The 19,746-nt window shown below is 37.4% G+C and carries 17 protein-coding genes, 2 pseudogenes and 1 other annotated feature; of the genes and pseudogenes, 8 read left to right on the top strand and 11 right to left on the bottom strand.

The genetic code is table 11. From position 1 onward, the window contains the following. Positions 1-9: 9 nt before the first annotated feature. The gene (locus tag ICI50_RS10060) at positions 10-414 is read left to right on the top strand and encodes an HIRAN domain-containing protein (RefSeq protein WP_244040352.1); all 405 of its coding nucleotides are present in this window, start codon (positions 10-12) and stop codon (positions 412-414) included. 120 nt (positions 415-534) lie between these two features. Here ICI50_RS10060 and ICI50_RS10055 read toward each other — a convergent pair whose 3' ends face one another. Beyond that, complete coding sequence (locus ICI50_RS10055) at positions 535-747, bottom strand: hypothetical protein (protein WP_054640709.1); 213 nt, start codon at positions 745-747, stop codon at positions 535-537. 178 nt (positions 748-925) lie between these two features. Here ICI50_RS10055 and ICI50_RS10050 point away from each other — a divergent pair. The 3 genes and pseudogenes from ICI50_RS10050 to ICI50_RS10040 all read left to right on the top strand — a co-directional run bounded on the left by ICI50_RS10050 (position 926) and on the right by ICI50_RS10040 (position 4,043). After that, a pseudogene (locus ICI50_RS10050) lies at positions 926-2,318 on the top strand (ISLre2 family transposase). Between the two features lie 122 nt (positions 2,319-2,440). Further along, complete coding sequence (locus ICI50_RS10045; protein WP_013855019.1) at positions 2,441-3,268, top strand: aldo/keto reductase; 828 nt, start codon at positions 2,441-2,443, stop codon at positions 3,266-3,268. 169 nt (positions 3,269-3,437) lie between these two features. Further along, positions 3,438-4,043, top strand: a complete 606-nt coding sequence (locus ICI50_RS10040; protein WP_188891641.1) for an ECF transporter S component — start codon at positions 3,438-3,440, stop codon at positions 4,041-4,043. Between the two features lie 37 nt (positions 4,044-4,080). Here the strand turns inward: ICI50_RS10040 and ICI50_RS10035 are convergent, their stop codons facing one another. Both ICI50_RS10035 and ICI50_RS10030 read right to left on the bottom strand, forming a co-directional pair. Further along, positions 4,081-6,420, bottom strand: coding sequence for an ABC transporter ATP-binding protein/permease (locus tag ICI50_RS10035; protein WP_056941116.1), 2,340 nt, complete (start codon positions 6,418-6,420; stop codon positions 4,081-4,083). 15 nt (positions 6,421-6,435) lie between these two features. Further along, a complete protein-coding gene (locus tag ICI50_RS10030) occupies positions 6,436-7,539 on the bottom strand; it encodes a YdcF family protein (RefSeq protein WP_188891639.1) in 1,104 nt (367 codons plus the stop codon). Between the two features lie 88 nt (positions 7,540-7,627). Between ICI50_RS10030 and ICI50_RS10025 the strand changes: the two genes are divergently transcribed. Both ICI50_RS10025 and ICI50_RS10020 read left to right on the top strand, forming a co-directional pair. Continuing rightward, the gene (locus ICI50_RS10025; RefSeq protein WP_013855022.1) at positions 7,628-8,278 is read left to right on the top strand and encodes a type II CAAX endopeptidase family protein; all 651 of its coding nucleotides are present in this window, start codon (positions 7,628-7,630) and stop codon (positions 8,276-8,278) included. 262 nt (positions 8,279-8,540) lie between these two features. After that, positions 8,541-8,894, top strand: a pseudogene (locus ICI50_RS10020) (hypothetical protein). A 96-nt stretch (positions 8,895-8,990) separates the two neighbouring features. Here ICI50_RS10020 and ICI50_RS10015 read toward each other — a convergent pair. After that, complete coding sequence (locus ICI50_RS10015; RefSeq protein ID WP_054640589.1) at positions 8,991-9,878, bottom strand: helix-turn-helix domain-containing protein; 888 nt, start codon at positions 9,876-9,878, stop codon at positions 8,991-8,993. 108 nt (positions 9,879-9,986) lie between these two features. Here ICI50_RS10015 and ICI50_RS10010 point away from each other — a divergent pair, with 108 nt between their 5' ends. Continuing rightward, the gene (locus ICI50_RS10010) at positions 9,987-11,258 is read left to right on the top strand and encodes an MFS transporter (protein ID WP_056940771.1); all 1,272 of its coding nucleotides are present in this window, start codon (positions 9,987-9,989) and stop codon (positions 11,256-11,258) included. Between the two features lie 707 nt (positions 11,259-11,965). Here the strand turns inward: ICI50_RS10010 and ICI50_RS10005 are convergent. The 3 genes from ICI50_RS10005 to ICI50_RS10895 are packed head-to-tail and all read right to left on the bottom strand — an operon-like array spanning position 11,966 to position 13,099. Further along, the gene (locus ICI50_RS10005) at positions 11,966-12,247 is read right to left on the bottom strand and encodes a hypothetical protein (RefSeq protein ID WP_013855026.1); all 282 of its coding nucleotides are present in this window, start codon (positions 12,245-12,247) and stop codon (positions 11,966-11,968) included. Further along, complete coding sequence (locus tag ICI50_RS10000; RefSeq protein ID WP_236694766.1) at positions 12,240-12,836, bottom strand: Rgg family transcriptional regulator; 597 nt, start codon at positions 12,834-12,836, stop codon at positions 12,240-12,242. The genes ICI50_RS10005 and ICI50_RS10000 overlap by 8 nt, the downstream gene beginning before the upstream one ends. Positions 12,837-12,868: 32 nt before the next feature. Then, complete coding sequence (locus tag ICI50_RS10895; RefSeq protein WP_236694765.1) at positions 12,869-13,099, bottom strand: helix-turn-helix domain-containing protein; 231 nt, start codon at positions 13,097-13,099, stop codon at positions 12,869-12,871. Positions 13,100-13,191: 92 nt separating this feature from the next. On the opposite strand from ICI50_RS10895, the gene ICI50_RS09995 reads away from it, so the two are divergent. Beyond that, positions 13,192-14,766 (top strand): ATP-binding cassette domain-containing protein, encoded by a 1,575-nt coding sequence (locus tag ICI50_RS09995; protein WP_056940770.1) that lies wholly within the window; start codon positions 13,192-13,194, stop codon positions 14,764-14,766. A gap of 133 nt (positions 14,767-14,899) precedes the next feature. Here the strand turns inward: ICI50_RS09995 and ICI50_RS09990 are convergent, their stop codons facing one another. The 4 genes from ICI50_RS09990 to cbpB form a co-directional block, all read right to left on the bottom strand. After that, positions 14,900-16,069, bottom strand: coding sequence for a cation:proton antiporter (locus tag ICI50_RS09990; protein ID WP_056940769.1), 1,170 nt, complete (start codon positions 16,067-16,069; stop codon positions 14,900-14,902). A gap of 38 nt (positions 16,070-16,107) precedes the next feature. Further along, positions 16,108-16,164 (bottom strand) — a sequence feature (sodium ion sensor (DUF1646 type); this cis-regulatory element may regulate processes involved in with the transportation of sodium ions). Between the two features lie 73 nt (positions 16,165-16,237). Next, positions 16,238-16,654, bottom strand: coding sequence for a hypothetical protein (locus ICI50_RS09985; RefSeq protein WP_025084188.1), 417 nt, complete (start codon positions 16,652-16,654; stop codon positions 16,238-16,240). Between the two features lie 102 nt (positions 16,655-16,756). Further along, positions 16,757-18,619 (bottom strand): heavy metal translocating P-type ATPase, encoded by a 1,863-nt coding sequence (locus ICI50_RS09980; RefSeq protein WP_424991498.1) that lies wholly within the window; start codon positions 18,617-18,619, stop codon positions 16,757-16,759. Between the two features lie 131 nt (positions 18,620-18,750). After that, on the bottom strand, positions 18,751-19,221 hold the full coding sequence (cbpB, locus tag ICI50_RS09975; protein WP_188891638.1) for a cyclic-di-AMP-binding protein CbpB: 471 nt from the start codon (positions 19,219-19,221) through the stop codon (positions 18,751-18,753). Positions 19,222-19,746: the final 525 nt, after the last annotated feature.

Raw genomic sequence — 19,746 nt, 5'->3', positions numbered from 1 at the left:
AAAGGACTAATGATCATGCAATTTCATGATTCTGATGAAACTATTCACATTCCACCACAAGATATTTTCGAAGATTTACTTGATCAAGTAGAAAAACTGCAAACGCAAGTAGATGAGCTCAAACGTCTGCAATACAGCAATTCTAGCAATGCACGGGATGTTTTTCTGTATGGTTGTGAATTGGCTGGTAGTCAATATCTTAATTTAGCAGATCACGTGGTGCCAAAACTCCATGAAGATGATCCATTAGTTTTGATACGTGAGCCCAATAACCAATATGATGAACATGCGATTAGCGTATATACTACAGGTGGATTGAAGCTGGGTTATTTGCCAAGAAACAATAATCTCATCTTGAGTCGTTTGATGGATGAAGGAAATTTATTGTTTGGTAAAACTAAAACTTTTCACTAGGATGGTAAGAGTTTATATCTGGTTGTAAAGGTTTATATGCGTGCATAAAAAATAAAAACTACTGATAGATCAACGTTTTTGACGAAAATTATCAGTAGTTTTTGTTTTATATTTTTGATATTAAGCAAATGAACGAGGATTTACATCGTGTGCATATTCTTTTAATTCCAATAAACTATACTTCTTGCCAAACAAAGTATTTTTATCAGGAACTAAGCGATATGATTTGCTTAATCTCTTCATAAATTTGTTGGTAAACATCTTTCTCTTTTTACCATAAAGCGTATGTTGATTCAGCCATTGTTCTGCTTGATTTCTTGATAGATATTTCATGAAATCTTCCTTTCTATTAGTCGAAGTTGCGAGTAACTTGGCTAAGTGTATAATTTTTTGCGGTAAGTTGAATAATTAATTAAAAAAGCTCAAGTCCTTTGAATTTGGACTTGAGCTCAAACAAAAAGACCAGTAGTCTGATGTTAAGAACAAAAAACACATTAGAAGCTGGTCTTTTATGGAATCTATTATAGCTGATATCGTGAAAATTATTAAGTCTGAAAATAATGTTATTGCCCGTGAAAAGGCATTAATGTGCTACTTCTTTGGTTTGATTAGAGAATTAATGAAATTAGCACTAGAAGAAGTTGATGCCGGCTTAGTTGAAGAAACTAAAAAGCAAGGCTATCAGATTGAAAAGAAAAATAAGCGCTCAGTTGTGACTGCCTTTGGTGAGATTAGCTATTGGCGCAGAAGATATGCTTGTCCTGGCAAAAAGGCTAAATATCCACTGGATAAGCTGATGGGCTATGACAAATATAAGCGTTACAGTGTTTTGGCAGTGAAGGATATTTTGCAGGTTAGCGCCGTGGCCACTTACCGCAATACTGCTTTAGCTGTTAATACTCTCTCCTGTTTCAAGATTAGCCATAGTCAAGTTGGCAAGCTGATTGTGCAAGCAGGCAAACAGATTAAAGCACAGCAGCAGTCTGAGGAAAGATACGATGGCATTACCCAAAAGAAAAAGGTGCCAGTGCTTTATCTTGAAGGCGATGGCGTTGTGATCAAGGGCACCAAGAAGCGACTGGAATTTCATCGCTATCAGGTCTGCGAGGATATTATTAATTTAAGCAAAACGCGCAGGAAAAGAGTTTGTTTCTTTAAGCCGCTTGGATGCTTTACCAGAAATTAAAGCTTATTTAGCCAATCCCTATGACTTAAGCAATACTTTAATCATCAGTAATGCCGATGGCGGTGCTGGCTATGCCAAGAAAGACTTTGATGAAATAGTTGGCTATTGCCGGCAGCACGAACCCTTCTTGGATGTCTTTCACTTGAACAAAAAGATCAAGGACCGTTTAGGCTTTATGCCGGCTATGCCAAGCAAATTGATCAGTGCAGTTGAGTTCAAGTATGATCGCCACTTGACTGACGTGATTTTAGACACGATTGAAAGCAATCTGATTGATGAGCTGAATACGCCAGAAAATCATGAGAATTTAAGGCGCCTGCGCAGCTATCTTCATCGTCGCTGGGTGGATATTAAGCCGTTTAAGATGCGTCATTTGTCCGTAATTAAGGCAATTGGTTGCTGTGAAAGCAATCACCGCAAGTATACTTATCGCGTTAAAGGACAAGGAAAATACTGGTCAGAGAATGGCGCTGAGGGTATTTTGCGTGTGCTGACTTGCATTAAAAACAAAGAGCTGGAATACTGGCTTAGCAGTGAATTTGCAGGTGGGCAGCTCGATATTGGTGATCAAAAAGAATTGAAAGGCGCAGTTCGTGCCAGCCTAAGAAAGACGCATGAAGCTCATCTGGGCATTCATCACGGCACCATTGAAAGCTTAACAGCAGGACATAGCTATTTAAACGATTTTAGCAGAAAAATAAATCAAATAAATATTTAAGAAATTAAGGTTAGACTAATGGTTAATAGCCTACCGCAAAAATATTGACACTTACTTTTGTCAATTGGTAAAAAGAAAAATCCCTAATTATGTTAAAATTTGAATAAAGGAAGTGAACCCGGATGGATTTTGAAAAGTTAACTGGTTTAGGTATTGGTACCTGGGGATTAGGTGAAAACCATAAGAAGAAAAAGGATGAAATTGCTGCAATTCGCTATGGCTTGGATCATGGCCTGAATATTATTGATACTGCTGAGATGTATGGTGATGGTAAGAGTGAAAAGTTAATTGGTGAAGCGATTAAGGGATATGATCGAAATAAATTATTCTTAATTTCAAAATTCTATCCTTACCATGCAACGCCAGAATTGGAACGTCAAAGTTTAGCAGCTAGTTTGAAGAGAATGGATACGGATTATTTAGATCTGTATTTGCTGCATTGGCGGGGAAGTCATCGTTTATCTGATACTATCCGTGGTTTAGAGGCACTGCAAAAAGAGGGCCTAATTCGTCATTGGGGTGTTTCTAACTTTGATACTAGTGATATGAAAGAACTATTCACAGTGCCTGGCGGCAAGGAATGTTTTGCCAATGAAGATTTGTACAATATCAAGGAACGTGGCACCGAATTTAACTTGCAGGACTGGCAAGAAAAGCATGGCGTTAGCTTTATTGGCTATTCTCCATTTAATTCTGGTAAGGGTGATACAATCCGGATTACGCAAAATTTGAAAATTGTGGCTCGTGATCATCATGTGACACCGCACCAGATTATGCTGGCTTGGACGATGCGTAATGGAAATGTTTTAACGATTCCTAAATCCAGTAGCATTAAGCATATGAAAGAAAATATTGCTGCTCAGGATATTAAACTAACTGATGATGAATTGCGCTTAATTAATAGTGACTTTCCAATACCTACGGAAAAAACTCCATTAGCGGTTATTTAGTATCAAGATATAGTATTTAAAATCACAGCAAGCACAATATCTTGTGGATAACTCTGTGCATATGTGCAAAAGAGAACTGTTTCATGTGAAACAGCTCTTTTTTAGTGAGAAAAATTAGCAAATATGGTTTAATTTAAAAAGTAAATTTTTTGATGAATTGGGGATAAAAATGAGACGAGAAGAAACAAAACGAATGACGATCACCGCCGTATTTGTGGCTGTTTTGCTGATGCAAACGTTCATGTCCAATATTGGCTATGTGAGAATCATTCCTACTCTGCCAGCTGTCACCACCATTCCGTTAACTATTGCGATTTATGCAGTTTTGATGGGACCTAAAGCTGGTTTTCTGTTTGGACTGTTCTGGGGAATTACTAGATTGTTTGTGGCTTACACTCAGCCAGGTGATATGGTTAGCTTGATGCTATTTCAAAATCCTGCCATTTCATTAGTGCCTAGTATTTTAGCGGGCTTTTTCCCAGGCTTGATTGCCAAGCAATTTAAGAAAACAAAATATGATAAATATGGCTATGTTATTAGTGGAGCAGTAACGTCTTTGACTAATACGGTGATGGTAATCTTGCTGACGAGTTTATTTTTCATGCATGATCCCGCAACACTGGTGTATTATCTGGGCAATGATGCAGCAAATTCACCACTAATCTTGATTTTGGTTACGGCACTAGGCGTAAATGGGTTAATAGAAGCAATCTTTACGGCAATCGTTGTGCCAGTGATTGTAACGCCACTTAATTTAGTCATGAAAAGAGCGTAGAAAAAAGCTTGGATTTCTCCAAGCTTTTTTGTATATCCTATTCACTTCTAAGCGCGATAGCAGCATCTTTCTTAGCTGCCATGCGTGCAGGAATATGTCCACCTAATAAAGTTAAAATTGTAGAAATAATAATTAGAATGATCGCAGCCATTGGATCAAGCTGAGCTACGTTTGCTAAATCGGTTAACTTGTAAATGATACTGTTGATTGGGAAAGTTAATAGATAAGCAATAAAGACACCTAATATCCCGGAGAAAATACCTAGGATAAAAGTTTCCGCATCGAATACGCGGGTAATGTCTTTCTTGCGTGCACCCAAAGCCTTCAAGACACCGATTTCCTTGGTTCTTTCCAAGACAGAGGTGTAGGTCAAAATGCCGATCATGATCATGGAAGTGATCAGTGAGATAGCGGCAAAGGCTACCAGAATAGTCGTAATTCCGCTAAGCAATCCGCCAGTCATTGTGGTTACAGCACTCGACATATCAGTGTAGACAATCTTGTCGGCCTTCTTTTTGCCCTTGTTCCATTTATCGAGGTAATCTAGAACCTTGTCCTTATCATCGAAGCTGTTAGGGTAAATCATAATGCCGGAAGGAATGCCAGTACCGCCAAGTGCTTGCATTGTTGCCTTCTTCTCATTAGCATTTAACTTTTGATTGGTTAAGACGCTATGATTGCTCTTCTTTTGTGCTTTCACGATAGCAGAATTTTTATTATCTTTAATAATCTGTTGTGAAAGCTTGTCGCTGTAAGCAATTCCGGTTGAAAGCAAGGCCATTGAATCTTCATTCTTAGGACGGATCACGCCAACTAGTTTCAATTTAGTTTTGGCACCGTTATACATTGCCTTGTTAATCTTTTTAGGAACAAACATGCCAGTTGGCAATTCTTGATAGTAGTCATTATTAGCGACTACTCTGAACTCTTTACCAACCAATTTATTAAATTTAACTTGAGCTTTGTCATCAATGTCAAAGCCTAAATTCTTTAAAGCATTGATGTTAACCGTATTTTTATTGTCAGTTACTAAAACTAAATCGGTTGCCTTAGTCGGCCAAGAACCTGATAGCATTTGGTAATTTTGCTTTAAGAAAGAACCCTTATTTTTATTCAAAGTAGTTGGAAAAACAGAAGAGCCAATTCCCATCGAACTCATCGCTTGCGCACGCATTTGCGTCATGGAAGCTGATTGATCGGGATCGTTGTTAGAAAATTGCACCCGTTCAGCTTTGCCCTTTACTAGTGACAACAAATTCAAATTAACGCTGCCTTGGTAAGAAATGTTGTTAGCATAATTGGGGTTAATCTTTTTAATGTAGTCAACATATTTTTGCGTAATTTTGTTGGTATGTTGTGCTTGTTCAGCTTCATCCTTCTTCGCTGTTACATAGCCACGATTCTTGACGTTCTTGTCCGATTCCTTGCGTTCGTCCATCGCCGTCATATCGGTTGCGGTCTGCGTAATTGAGATGGGGTACTTGGCAAGCGCCTTGCTCATCGTGGTGTTGATTTGCTTTTGAAAACCGTTGGAGATTGCGAGTACTACAGCAATTGAGATAATACCAATACTAGAAGCAAAGGCGGTTAAAATAGTTCGCCCTTTCTTCGTCATAATATTGGTGAAACTTAACTTAATTGCGTTCCAGTAGGACATCTTAGTCCGTTTTAAGTTGAAGTTGTCATCTTCTTTTTCCGGTTCAAATGGAGCAGAATCATGACGAATCTTACCATCTTGAAAGTTAACGATCCGCGTAGTGTATTTCTCGGCTAATTCCGGATTATGCGTAACCATGATAATCAAACGGTCTTTAGACAGCTTTTTGATTAATTCCATAATCTGCACTGAGGTTTCAGTATCAAGGGCACCAGTCGGTTCGTCGCAGAGCAGAATGTCAGGGTCGTTAGCAATGGCACGGGCGATCGCTACCCGTTGCATTTGACCACCTGATAGTTGGTTAGGACGCTTGTTGATATGCTCTTTTAAGCCGACTTGCGTTAGAGCTGCGATAGCCTTATTGTGACGTTCTTTCTTAGGTACGCCCGATAGGTTCATCCCTAATTCGACATTGGCAATAATCGATAGGTGCGGGATCAGGTTATAATTTTGAAAAATAAAACCGACGCTATTGTTGCGGTAAGCATCCCAATCAACTTCCTTGAAGTTCTTGGTCGACTTGCCGTTAATAACTAGATCACCCTTGTCATAACGATCTAAACCGCCGATGACATTTAACATAGTTGTTTTACCAGAACCACTCGGTCCTAAGATAGCAACGAATTCCTGATCACGAAACGCGATCGTTACGTCGTCTAAGGCGTGTGTAACATTATCGCCCACCTTGTAGGATTTGAAAATATGTTTTAGTTTAAGCATAGGCCACCTCTCTTGTTAGATAACGTTAAACCTTACCCAGCCAAATGCAGCTAAGATAGCTTGCAGGATAAAGAATAAAACTAATAATCCCATGATAACGAAATGGCGGCGTTTATGCATGACAAACACACCAGCGAATTCGCGAATTACGGCATTAGGCAAGTAGTAAAAACGCGTGAAGGCACCGACACCGTTGGCTTTAAGGCCAACTTCCTTAGCTAACAAAGCCGCTCTAAAAATATGGTAGTTGTTGCTAAAGAAAGTGGATCTAAATTTGGTATTGCCACAGTCCTTAAGCGCGATTTGTTTTGAAAAGAGCATGTTTTCATAGGTGTTTTTTGACTTATCTTCAATTAAAATGCGGGCAGGAGAAACACCGCGATGTTGGGCGAATTTTGCCATGGCAACTGCTTCGGGGATTTTTTCATCGGGGCCTTGACTGCCTGACATGATAATGATCGGCCGCTGTCTGCCTTTTTGATATTGACGGTTGGAATATTGAATTGCCCGGTTGATCCGGGCAGCCAGTAGTTTAGAAACTTGGTCGCCGTTAATTAACCCAGCACCTAAGACGATGAGATAATCTTGTTTATAACGCCGTGGATAAATTTGATACAAGATTAGGTTAACTAAGAAATTGTACAAGACTAAGCCAAGATAAATTGCAATCGCTGGAATCGAAGCAAGCAGCGCACTGAGCCAATGTGGTAAGTATTTGCCTGGTCCGAGCAGGAACATTAGGCTGAGAATTAAGGCTAATACTCCTGAGATAAGGGTTAACAAGTTAGGCAATGTATGGCTCTCGTATTTCCAAACGAAGTAGGCGTTCCAGAACAAAAATAGCCAAGCAAAGGTCAGTAGTACAATCGTTGCAAAGAAAACAACCATTATTAATAAGTCGTATGCTCGCTGCAAGCCATGACTGGTGCTCTTATGAACCATGATTGTGCTCCAGATAACTACTGAGACCCAAAAGATAGTAAAGAATACGCCATTAATTAATCGACGTGGTTCGATTAGCCATGATGTTAAAAAGATGAAGAACATTAGCAACATGAAAACCGAAACGTAGAAAAATTCTCCACGCCTTCCTAAAAAAGCGATGATCTCATTCCACATGATGACTCCTCCTTAGTCATTTTGTATTATTTCCATTATAATGGAAACAATAAGTAAAAGTTGAAAGAATCAAGGTGTAAATGAAAAAATGAGCAAATTTTGGCATTACCTGGGAAATATTGCAGGAATAATTTTAGCATTTGCTTTATATATGGTATTGCAAATACTTTATTTTTATCCGCGAAAAGTAGAGCTAGGACATAGTAGGGTAATCGTGACTGCGCTGGTTACGGTAATTGTTTTATTTTTAATCTTCTATCTATATAAAAAACAGTTAAAGGAAGCTAACGATTGGGGCTTTAATCGAGAACCGCACTGGGATATGCGTAGAATTGGAATTGCTATATTAGGCTTTATTTTGATGGTCTTAGGAGCAGCTGTGATGTTGCATATTGCTGGCGGAATCTCAGAAAACCAGCAGGGATTGGATAGGATTGAGCAATCAACTGGCGATTTATTTAAAATCATGGTGGTGTTTATTGCACCGTTTTGTGAAGAAGTTATCTTTAGAGGTATGTTCTTCAATATTTTCTTTACTAAAGAGACTAAGACAAATAAATGGCTAGGTATCTTAGCAAGTGGCTTCGTATTTGGATACATGCATGATCCAATGCTTAGTAAGTATATCTTTATTTATTGGGTGCTGGGTATTGTACTTGCTTGGATTTACACGACGACTAAAGATTTGCGTTACTCAATGCTAGTGCATATGTGCTATAACGCATTAGGATTTATCTAGAGTATGAGGAAAGAACGGATTGAGATCTGTTCTTTTTTTATTTAAATTACAAAAAAATGTTTTTTATTTTTTAAATAATTTTTGCTTAAAAATCGTCATACTTGTTATCATAGCAAGGCTTTGAGCCATTTGAATTCTTTTTAAAAAAGTTTCAATTTTTCCTTGCAAATAATAACATATGTTATACAATAAAGATGTAAGGAATGAGGGAACAAAAAGTTCCAATCAATTAAAGCGATATAGAAAAAACGAGGTATTCATTATGTTTGATTCAAAGAAATTAGTTAAAGTTGTTTCAGTTGCAGTTGCTTCAATGAGTTTGTTAGGTGTCAGCTCAGTTGCTCAAGCTGCCAGTTTCAATGCTCCAAAGCTTGGTGTTTCAGAAGTTGCTCCTACTAACCCTTCAATCAAAAAGGGCGACAAGATCTTTGTTACTGTTAAGGACACTAAGAACTAAAAAGTTAGCGTTTTAAACGCTAACGGCAAGAAGACCAACAAGAAAGTTTCAATGGGTTCAACCTTCACTGCTAAGGCAGTTAAGAAGACCAACGGCAAGAAGATCGTTAAGATCAACAAGAGCCAATGGTTGAACGTTAAAGACGTTGTCAAGGACTAATTCTTCTAGATCAATTTAAATTCAATTAACAATTCTTACATAATGAATATTGTAAAAAGGCTGTGCATGAAACTACACAGTCTTTTCTTATTCATATTATTTCTTTGATATATCTGCCTTTTTCTTCTCTTGTTCAATAAAAGCTGCCACATTTTTGCCAAAATCTTTCATCCCTGTAAGCTGATAGCTCTCGGCGATTTTCTGGCAATAATCAATGTATTTTTCATCTTTTTCAAAATGATATTCTATCAAATACTTGTGAACGGCGATACTGCTTTTAATTAGATATAACTCGGGAATTTGCGGCATCTTTTCAACTATGGAAATGTAATAATCTAAACCATCATAATGGTTTGCAGACATTGAAGCACTGATAAAATTATTAATAATCGCGCTAACGGCTAACATGATTTGGTTATCAGTCGTGTTGGCTGTTTCTTTGATTATTTGTTTAATAATCTGTTTGTTGGCATCCAAGTCGTAAAATCCCATAAAGTCGCAATAGAGTTGTAATTTTAGTTTTGTGAAGTTAGGGATGCTAAAAATTCTCTCCTTTAACTTCTGCTGCAATTCTAAATTAGGCTGGTAATCTTTTTCATAATCTATGCGAAGAGTTTCGATCATTCCCTCAACTTCTAGTGCATCTTCTTCTTTTTTATCTTGAGGTAATTCACTGTCTTTAATTGATTGGACGATATTTTTTAGCGTAGGGATGTCATGGTGATAGACAGCATCTGTTGCCATGTGGCTCCAAGTTTGTTCTTGTTCATGGATTAAATCTTGATTGTTTTCTAGACGCTGAAAAAAGTCACTACTATCAATGTGATTACGACGCAAGAGTGCCAATAAGTCTTCTGCAGTAATTCGATGCTTGTTCTTTTCTACCTTAGCGTAGTAGGAGGTGCTAATAATATCGCCAACCCATTCCTTTTGGGTCTTGGCTTTTGCTAGTCTTTCATCCTTAAGTAATTCACCGATTGTCATGTTTTTTACCTCGAAAATGTCAAATACGCCACTTTTTCAAATTAATCTCATTTTCACTTTATTATAATTGCAACAACAAACGAGACAAAGAAAAAGGGTTTAAACATTATGAATGTATTTTTGAAAAACAAAGACTACAGAAGATTTTCAATTGCTAGTTTCTTATCTACCGCTGGTGACATTCTTTTTTACTTAGCATTTATGACTTACGCAAGTAAACTGCATAATTACTCATTAGCTCTATCGCTAATTGCTATTTCAGAATCTATTCCGAGATTATTTGATATCTTTGCTGGTTACTTAGCTGATAAAACTAAAAGGAAATTTCAAAATATCTTTTTAATGGCGGTAGTTAGATTCATTCTTTACGGCATTGTAGGCTTACTTTTCATTAGCAACGTTTCGCAATGGAATTTGGTTATCGCAGTTGTGATTATTAACTTTTTGTCTGATACTTTCGGTTCATACTCAGGTGGTTTGACCGCTCCGTTGATCGTTGATATTGTCGGTAAAAAAGAGTTTGGTGAAGCTGAAGGCTTTTCTAACGGCATGAATGAAGTAATCAATACTGTGGCTCAATTTGTCGGTTCTGGATTATTGCTGTTCTTGTCATTTGCTAACTTAGCTTTTATCAATGCTTTGACATTCTTAGTTGCAGGTCTTTTATTCTTAAGCGTCGGCTTAAAGCATAGAAAAGATCAGAAGCCACTTGAAGCGCAAGAAGTTAATGATCAAAAGTTTTTCGCTACCATGAAATCTTCATACAAGCAAATGAAGAAGGCTCAAGGTTTATTGACTGTGATTTTCGTTATCGCTTTAGTTAATGGGATGTTGACCGCGCTTGGTTCATTAATTCCAATTGTAATTGCGGGAAACAAGGCGACGATGGTTATTACCAGCTACAGCTTTACCATTGCGGTAATGGGCGTGGTTGTAAGCTGTGGCGCTATCTTAGGCAGTATGTTTGGACCACAATTATTTAAAAAAGCTTCAGTATTTACAATGACGATTATTGCCATTATTTTGAGTTTTGCGACAATTATCGCTGCTGTTTTTGCTAATATGTATGCTATTTTAGTTGCTTACTTTTTCTTGGCAGCTACTGCAAGTATCGCGTCAATCAAGATGCAGCAATGGTTAGTTAACACGATTGAACATAAGATTTTAGCATCATCAGTTGGGCTATTGAACACTATCTTGATGGCTGTAGCACCAATTTTTACTACGGTTTTGACCTCAATTTCTGGCTTTGCCAGCGTTAAGTATGCATTATTTGCTTTGATTGCGGTTGAAGTGATCATCTTCTTTGTGGCAATTAAGATGGGTGCGAAGACTAGAGAGAAAAAGACGGTTAACGCTACGGCAGTGGTTACTAAGTAGTTGTAAAATGGTGTTTAACTCCATGTTAAAAGGCTCCAGGTGGAGCCTTTTTTGCATTACTTAACAAAATACTTGTAATTATAATAACAAGTGTTATTATATATGTGTAAAGAGAATTACGAGTTAAATAAATGTGGGGTAATTAAAATGTTAGAAACTATTGTAAACACTATGAACGAAAACCAATTACATTTTGCAGTTAAGAATTTGTCAATTAACAGTGTTGAAGAAATGCTTGAATCAGACGGCTGGGTTAGCGAAGATTAATATTCTTCATAGTTAGTAATATAATTTCTAATTACTTCATATTATGAGAGCAAGAAAGGGCTCAATTTAGTCTTTTCTTGCTTTTTGTTTTGGACATTATAATTAATTGTAGCGGGTTCGTAAACTTGCTATAATAAGAAATGAAAAAGAGGCTGGCAAATGAGCCAACCCCTTAGTGTAGAGTAGCATCAGCGATGCTATCCAATATATTTTTAAGATATACTAAATAACTGCAAGCTTGCCAGAGCTAAAGCAGTTATAATTTATTTTTTAAACCAAAAAATAACCACAATGAGCTTGGCGGCTGAGTGGCTATTTTTTTGCTCTTCTTTTTTCTTCATGCCTTAATTCTAATCAGAATTAACTGAAAGAATTTTTAATGACTAGGATACTTAATTTTAGAAACAAGCTATAGCGAACATGAAAAAATCGTTCTCACATTAGTGGCAACGATTTTCTTTGCTATAAAACGAATGCAAAAACAGCCAAACAATGGAAGCTAGGACTGCAATATCAAAACACCAAATACCAGGATGAAAGCCACTGACTATAGGGATGAAACCTATTAATGCAAAGAAGTGGTCGTGAATAACAGGCATATGTGGAGCTTGTATCCAGTTATAAATTGTTATTGCTGTCAAAACAAGGGCTATTACCCAGGTAATAATTGCAACAATAGCCGAGATCCTTTTAGCTAAGTATATTTTCTCAGAACTAGACATTCTCGTCCTCCCAAACTTTTTTAACATCCTTAAAGGCTTCTAATAATTTTTGCGCCTGTTTTGAGCAGTTCAATTGTATCAAATTATCAAAGATTGCTAAGACCGGCTGTTCGTCACCCGTATGACAATAATCAATTATCTTTTGTAAAAGAGTTAATGCGATATTGAAGAACATGAAGTAAAAAGGTAAATTAATCTTTTTGAGTTCATTTAAAAGCTTTTGCGCGTAATCCAGCTTTTTCTTGAGAATAAATGCAATTACGGTGTCTGATAGTCCACCCATGAAAATGGTCAGGTTATCGCTTAGATCACTAATTTGATCAAAATTATGAACAATCCGCATGGCAATCTTAAAACCAAGCTCAGAATTTAGTAAAAAGGGTGAACTAGCAAATAAATTGAGGTTGTATTTAGACCACACTGTATTATGCAGTAAATAAGAACCAATTCTCTGAATATCTGCTGGACTTAGATAGTTTTTACCTTCGATTAGTAGTAATTGATTACATACTACCAGGATGTTTTCTAGCTCTAGGAAATTCTTGCTGGTATGATATTTTGCTAAATGTTTTTGTGCATATTTACGCAATAAAGGTACATTTTCATCTCTAATAGCAATGACTATTTTTTTGGTAATTCAGATTCTGTTGCAATCTCTGCACGAGTAGTGAATTCATCTAGCGTAATATTAATGCGCCTAAGTAATGCAATTGCCGTACTAAATTCTACCTCTACCTGATTGTTTTCCCAGCGAGAGAGCTTGGAAATTGAACAAATTCCTTGGCAAGCTTGCGTTTGGGTAACTTCCTGTTCTTTGCGTAATTCTTTGTACACTGAACCGTATTTAAACATAGCACACCTCAATTTGCAGATCTGCAAAATTTTGACATTTAAGCTCATTATCCTGCGATACTAAGAGCAATTCAAGTTACGGAGGATAAAAAATGATTAACAAATACTCTTCACATTCTAAATTCATCAGCATGATTATCTTTGGTTTAATTGCAAGCATGCAACAGATTGTTGTGGCCTACATGGTGCAAACCTTAACGAATATTGGTACGCAAAAAAGATTTAGTGATTTACCAGTATTCCTGCTAATTGCCATTAGTGGTTTGATAATCACATTTATAGCTTCGCTAATTTTTAACCGCTTAAAAACAAGTGCGATCCAAGAAACAAATACTACTTTGCGAGTTGGCATTTTAAAGGGAATGCTCAAGCAATCAAGTGATGAAAATACTGCTAGCTTAGGCTATTTAACTACAGATTTTAAATTGCTAGAAACTAATCGTTTTGATGCAGAAATTGAGATTATGATGCAAGCTTACATGATTGTTTTGGCACTAGGATATGCATTGTCCGTCAACTGGTTAGTAACTCTGCTTTTTCTAGTGGGATCATGTTTACCTATGATTGCATCTAACCTTTTTCAAAAGAAAATTCAAGTAGCTTCTGAAAATTGGACTGATGCTAATGACAAGTACGTTAGCCATATCAAGAATTTTTTAGCTGGCAGTTCAACGCTTAAGTTATATGGTAAGCAGGATAACGCCGTTAAAAAGAATAGGGTCTTTGTTAATCAACTGGAAATGGCGTTACGCAAGATGAATCTTTTGAATTTAGATACCGTTTCCTGGGTCAGTCTGATTGCTAATCTGTTTACTTTCACAGTGCCATTTTTAGTAGGGATTTACATGGTAATCAACGGGCAAACTACGTTAGGCGCATTATTTGCAATCGTGCAACTGTCTAACTCTTTTGTTAACCCAATTTTGACGATTTTAGCAGATCGTAATAAGTTATCAACTACTAAGAAGATTGTTGCTAAGGCTGAGAAATATATTGCTCAAGGTAAAGAAAGTGAAACGTCTACTAAGACTGACTTTGATAAACTAAACGTAGATGATTTAACTTTAACTAGACAAAATCAACAGTTAGCTCGTCACCTTAACTTAGAAATTAAAAAGGGACAAAAAGTGGCAATTATTGGCCCATCTGGTGCTGGTAAATCGACACTGCTGCAGTTTTTGATGACAGGTAAATTTGGTCAAGCTAAAGAAATTATCTTGGATAATAAACGAGTTAAGGCTGGTTCATTTGCTAATATTTTTTCTTATGCTAGCCAAAGTCCGGTGATTTTTGCAGATAATTTGTGGTTCAATTTAACTCTTGGCACAGATATTCCCCGGGAAATGGTTAAAGAAGTTTGCCTTAAGTTAGGCTTAGATACTATCGTGAAAGAAAAGGGTTGGGATTACTCATTGGGCGATAATGCTGACCAATTATCAGGCGGGCAACTTGCCAGAATTGAATTAGCTCGTGCTATTTTGATGGCTCGTCCAGTGCTTCTACTTGATGAAATTAACGCATCCCTCGATAAAAAGACTTCAGATCAGATTCACGATTATTTGTTAAAATCTGATTTGACCTTTTTGGAAGTAATTCACCATTATGAGCTTGAAGAATTGCAGAAGTATGATCATGTGATAGATTTAGAACAACTTTCAGTTAAATAAATTGTTGCAGCTGTCTAAACTTGCTAGAATTTGATCAACTCCGCAACTAATGCAATAAGTGCAATGACAAATTCAAATATACGTTCACAAGCGAACACAAAAAAATCCCCGACACATTGTCGAGGATTTTCTTTTACATAAATTCCTTACTATCTTTTTGCTTTTTAATAAAGTAATTTAAAATAAATGGTGAAAGTACCGTCGTTACAATGATTACCAAAATCAGGCTGGAATAGATATCCTCAGGGAAGAGGTGATGCGTAATCCCAATCTGGGCTACAATCAACGCAACTTCACCACGCGAGACCATCCCTGCACCGACGATATTGCCTTCATTTTTAGTAAAGCCGAAGACTTCACTAGAATATTTACCAGCCCAGAACTTGGACAAAACGGCCAAAATAGTCATCGCAATGATGAACCAAAGATCCTTGAAGAAGCTGGCAAAGGTCATTGATAGACCGATATCAGCGAAGAATACAGGGATGAAAACCAAATAACCGATTGCCGAAACGGAGGAGTGGACTTCCTTGTATTGCGGCGTCTGTCTAATTGCTAAGCCGCCAAAGAACGCACCTACAACGGCAGACAGGCCAACGAAGTCAGCAGCCCAAGCCATGGTTAGGGCTAAGACTAGTGATCCAATTACGACTGAATAATCAACGCTGATTTTTTCAGAAATCTTCATAAAGTAAGGCGCAATGAATTTAAAGATGATCCAGACCGCTACAAAGTAAATAATCTCGATTAAAATATTGACGAAAAAATTATTAGTTAAGCCGCTTTTACCGCCTTCGTGACTGAAGGTAGTGAATAAACTTAAAACTACCACCGCTAGGATATCATCAACTACAGCAGCGCCCAAGATAGCGGTGCCGGCACGCGTATGCAACTGGTGTGCTTCTTGCAAAACAACTACGGAAATCGAAACACTAGTAGCGGCAAAGACGATCCCGATGAAGAGTGCTTCGAGCGGCTTCATGCCAAAGAAGTAGCTGGCAGCTCCCATAAAGATAACCGGCAAAATAACGCCGACGCTGGCAACTGTAAAGCTTAATTTAAAGTATTTCTTTAGTAAGTCTAAATCACTTTCCAGACCTGCTAAGAACATTAATAGAATGACGCCGAATTCGGAGAATAGACTGACGATATTATTCGGTGTAACCCAGTTTAAGATAGCTGGTCCAAGTAAAATTCCTGATAATAATTGCCCAATAACTGCTGGCATGTTAAGACGGGCGAAAAGTTGCCCTAATAGCAAAGTAGTTAATAGGATTAAAATTAATTCCCCTAGAAAATGCATATTTATCCCTTCCGTGAAAAAGAAAAAACTTTCAAGTCGCTTCTTGACCCAAAGAAGCAAATCTTGAAAGCTTTTATTGTAATAAAAACCCAACCACTAAATAATGTATTCAGTTGAGTTAATTTTAATATTTTTTTAAATCTGATGCAAATTACTCGATAATTTAGATTAATCTATTAGATAGCTCTTTTCTTTACCGAACGGTATTTCTCTAATGTAAACTTTCCATTTCCAGTTTGATTTAATAGCACTAATTGAATATTTGTAAGGAGTCTCTAAATCGTCATGTTTACCAATCTTATGTCCAGCTTTAGTAAAAAGTTGTCTATTCTTATTTAGAGTTTTTTGATTGGAAAACGAACTTTTGAATTTATAAATATGGAAAAACTTAACCTGAGCTTTTACAGGTTCAAGGTTGATAGCGTTGTAGCCGTATTTATCTACAGCTTTTTGCATTTTAGCGTATGCAATATTTTCTTGATGATTCACATATAACTCATAGCCGGAGTTAAGCAAACAAAGAAGGATGAATGGAGTAAGAAATATTAGAATTATGGTTAATGCTATTTTATGTTTGCTTTTCATTTTTAGAATGTCTCTTTCTTAACTTTCACTATGATAATAAAAAAGTAGAAAAAAAGCTCCAAAATCAAATTGATTCTGAAGCTGCATATTATATCTAAATATCTACTTTTCTTCTAACCCAAATTGCTTGTCACTTGGCTTAGTCTTAGCAAGAAGACCTAAGCTGATCGTAATCATGTCGACAACTTCCTGCAAGATGGCACCCCAAAAGGCAGGGATAACACCAGTGAAGGCAATTAATTCGATGATAATGACAACACCAATAGCAGTTAAAACATCAATATTAGCAACCTTCATGGTGTGTTTAGAAATGGCTACTGCGTCGTTAACCTTAGAAATATCGTTAACCATAATAACTGCGTCAGCACTTTCACTAGCAGCAGTGGCACCTTTAGCACCCATAGCGATACCAACGTCAGCTGCAGTCAAACTTGGAGCGTCGTTAACGCCATCACCAGTCATGACAACAGGACGCAAGTTCTTTGGTACGTCTTTAATAGCTTGAATCTTTTGTGATGGTAAAAGTTCGGAACGCACATCAGTAATGCCAGCTTCTTTAGCAACTTTTTTGGCGACTTGCTTGTGGTCACCCGTTAGCATCATGATGTCTTCAGCACCTTGACGAAGCAGACGTTCAATGGTCTTAGGACTTTCTGGACGCATCTTGTCTTTCAAGGTAATGTAACCGGCAAACTTACCGTCAACTGAGATATAAATGGCAGTTGAGGTAATATCTAATTTTTCATGGCCTGGATCAACAAAGGATAATTTACCAACCTTAACGTGCTTGCCGTCAACGTCGCCTTCAACCCCTTGAGCGGTGGTTTCCTTTAAGTTGGTAACGGCATGAATTAAGTTTTTATCAGTGGCCTTAACTAAAGAACTAGCGATAACGTGGCTTGATTGCTGTTCAACGCTAGCAGCTAAGCTTTGCAACTCTTTTTGGTCGATTGAGTCATCAGCCGTTACGATTTGGTCAACGATCAATTGATTTTCAGTTAAAGTACCAGTTTTATCGAAGGCAAAAGTTTTAGCTTTAGCTAATTTTTCAAGCGTTGGCCCAGACTTAACAATGATGTGGTGAGCTGACATTGAACTCATTCCTGATATCAAGGCAACAGGAGCCGCAATCAACAATGGACATGGAGAAGCGACTACCATAACTTCCGCAAAACGTGTAGCGTCTCCAGAAACGATCCAAGCAGCACCACCAATGATTAAGGAAATAATGGTGAACGGAATAGCGTAACGGTCGGCCATCTTAACGAACTTAGCTGGCTGAGCTTGTGCTGATTTAACTAAAGCAACGATTGACTGATATTCTGAGTCCTTAGCTGCCTTAGTTACTTCCATTTCAACCGCTACATCGCCGTTTACTGATCCAGACATTAAGTCATCGCCTGGGTTCTTTGATACAGGAACCGATTCACCGGTTAATGATGATTGGTCAAAACTAGAAGTTCCCTTAACGATTTTACCGTCAACTGGAACCTGTTGGCCTGGTTTAATTAAAACGTGATCGCCAACTTGCAAGGCATCAACCTTGACTTCGGTGATCTTGCCATCAACTAACTTGTTAGCGATTCGTGGCGTTTTATCAAGTAATGCCCGTAATTCCTTATTGGCTTGGCCTGTGGCGTAATCTTCCAGCGTTTCACCACCGGTCATCATGACTAAGATCATCCATTCAGCCCAGACATCGCCGATTAAGATGGTAGAAACAACAGCGATAACAGCCAGGATATCTACGCCGTAACGGCCAGTCTTCCAATCGTGAAAAATCTCCATTAACAAAGAAATTGCCATCAAGATACCAATGATATCGATAATGATGGCATGAACTGGAAATTGAAGATTTCCGATTGAGAAGAGGCTCTTTGAGTGCAGTGCAAATTGACTAAACAAACCAAAGGCACCAGCAATCAAAACGACAATAAATTTCCATTGACGCTTCATATTCTCCATAATGATTGCCTCCCAAAAATACAATCTATATTTGTCTACCGCTACATTCTAACATTCTTTATTGGTCTGGACACGCTTTTGCTTTGCTAAACTTATATAAGAAAAAAAGCAGCCTTATGGCTGCAAGTTGGTTATTTTATTCTTTGAGCTTTATAGTGCTTGTCATAAGTATGCACGACATAGTTAAAGGCCTTGATCCATTCACGTCTAGTCAGCAATCCTTGAAAAACGCCGCGGTCATCAATTACTGGCAAAAAGGCGTTGTTGATCAATAAATGCAGCTGCGTTTCCAGAGTCGTCTGCACAAAATTTATTTTATCGAACTTAGTCCACATGACATCTTTAACTTTTAAATTGTCAAGCGGTTCAGTCGTGATCGATTCATTCGTGAGCATCTTATCCGTAATCATGGCTAGACTGAGCAAGCCGACCACTTTTCTGTCCTTGTCTAACACAGGAATCTTAGAATACTTCACCTTAGTTAAAATCAAAAATGCGTGATAAAGTGGATTATCCTCTTCGACAAAAGCAATTCGGCTAGCCGGAATTAAAAACGAACCTGATTTTTCTTGAATTAAATGCTTAATTGATGGGGAAAACATGAAAGCGCCTCTTTTCTACCTACAATATACAGGAAAAAGAGGAGAAAAGGAAAAGGCTCGCAAGTTTTTGCGAACCTTATTAGTTTCATCTACTTTGGAGGAGTAAGAATGAATGAAATAAAAAAGTGGGAGTATGTAGCAAGTTTCTACCGCCTCGCTACGATTTATATAATACAGAGCAATTGTGAATTAAAAATGTTCAAATTCTTATGAAAAGGTAAAGATTTGTTTGAGAAGAGTTAAAGGGATTTTTCAGAGTATAAGAAAAGCTCACGCAACACACGTGAGCCGAAAGGGATAGATATGAAATTGACTAATTGGAGTAAGCCAATTCTTTTTATTTTCATTATTTACTTGGAGGAGTATGAATGAAAAACAAAAAAGTTGAGTTGTAGTAGTAAGATTTTCGTTTTCTTGCTTACTACATTGCATAGTATAACCTTAAATTATGAAAAAAGTGTGACGATCTACACTTTATTTTTGAAAAATACATATTTTTCTTAAGTCAGCCAAATTAGATGCCTG

It is taken from the genome of Lactobacillus kefiranofaciens (assembly GCF_014656585.1).
In the GTDB taxonomy this organism is placed as follows: Bacteria; Bacillota; Bacilli; order Lactobacillales; family Lactobacillaceae; genus Lactobacillus; species Lactobacillus kefiranofaciens.
This window is presented reverse-complemented; position numbering and strand designations above follow the sequence as displayed.

Coding starts and splice junctions, on each gene's coding strand:
- ICI50_RS10060 (WP_244040352.1), top strand. CDS start 10: ATGATCATGCAATTTCATGATTCTGATGAAACTATTCACATTCCACCA.
- ICI50_RS10055 (WP_054640709.1), bottom strand. CDS start 747: ATGAAATATCTATCAAGAAATCAAGCAGAACAATGGCTGAATCAACAT.
- ICI50_RS10045 (WP_013855019.1), top strand. CDS start 2,441: ATGGATTTTGAAAAGTTAACTGGTTTAGGTATTGGTACCTGGGGATTA.
- ICI50_RS10040 (WP_188891641.1), top strand. CDS start 3,438: ATGAGACGAGAAGAAACAAAACGAATGACGATCACCGCCGTATTTGTG.
- ICI50_RS10035 (WP_056941116.1), bottom strand. CDS start 6,420: ATGCTTAAACTAAAACATATTTTCAAATCCTACAAGGTGGGCGATAAT.
- ICI50_RS10030 (WP_188891639.1), bottom strand. CDS start 7,539: ATGTGGAATGAGATCATCGCTTTTTTAGGAAGGCGTGGAGAATTTTTC.
- ICI50_RS10025 (WP_013855022.1), top strand. CDS start 7,628: ATGAGCAAATTTTGGCATTACCTGGGAAATATTGCAGGAATAATTTTA.
- ICI50_RS10015 (WP_054640589.1), bottom strand. CDS start 9,878: ATGACAATCGGTGAATTACTTAAGGATGAAAGACTAGCAAAAGCCAAG.
- ICI50_RS10010 (WP_056940771.1), top strand. CDS start 9,987: ATGAATGTATTTTTGAAAAACAAAGACTACAGAAGATTTTCAATTGCT.
- ICI50_RS10005 (WP_013855026.1), bottom strand. CDS start 12,247: ATGTCTAGTTCTGAGAAAATATACTTAGCTAAAAGGATCTCGGCTATT.
- ICI50_RS10895 (WP_236694765.1), bottom strand. CDS start 13,099: ATGTTTAAATACGGTTCAGTGTACAAAGAATTACGCAAAGAACAGGAA.
- ICI50_RS09995 (WP_056940770.1), top strand. CDS start 13,192: ATGATTAACAAATACTCTTCACATTCTAAATTCATCAGCATGATTATC.
- ICI50_RS09990 (WP_056940769.1), bottom strand. CDS start 16,069: ATGCATTTTCTAGGGGAATTAATTTTAATCCTATTAACTACTTTGCTA.
- ICI50_RS09985 (WP_025084188.1), bottom strand. CDS start 16,654: ATGAAAAGCAAACATAAAATAGCATTAACCATAATTCTAATATTTCTT.
- ICI50_RS09980 (WP_424991498.1), bottom strand. CDS start 18,619: ATGGAGAATATGAAGCGTCAATGGAAATTTATTGTCGTTTTGATTGCT.
- cbpB (WP_188891638.1), bottom strand. CDS start 19,221: ATGTTTTCCCCATCAATTAAGCATTTAATTCAAGAAAAATCAGGTTCG.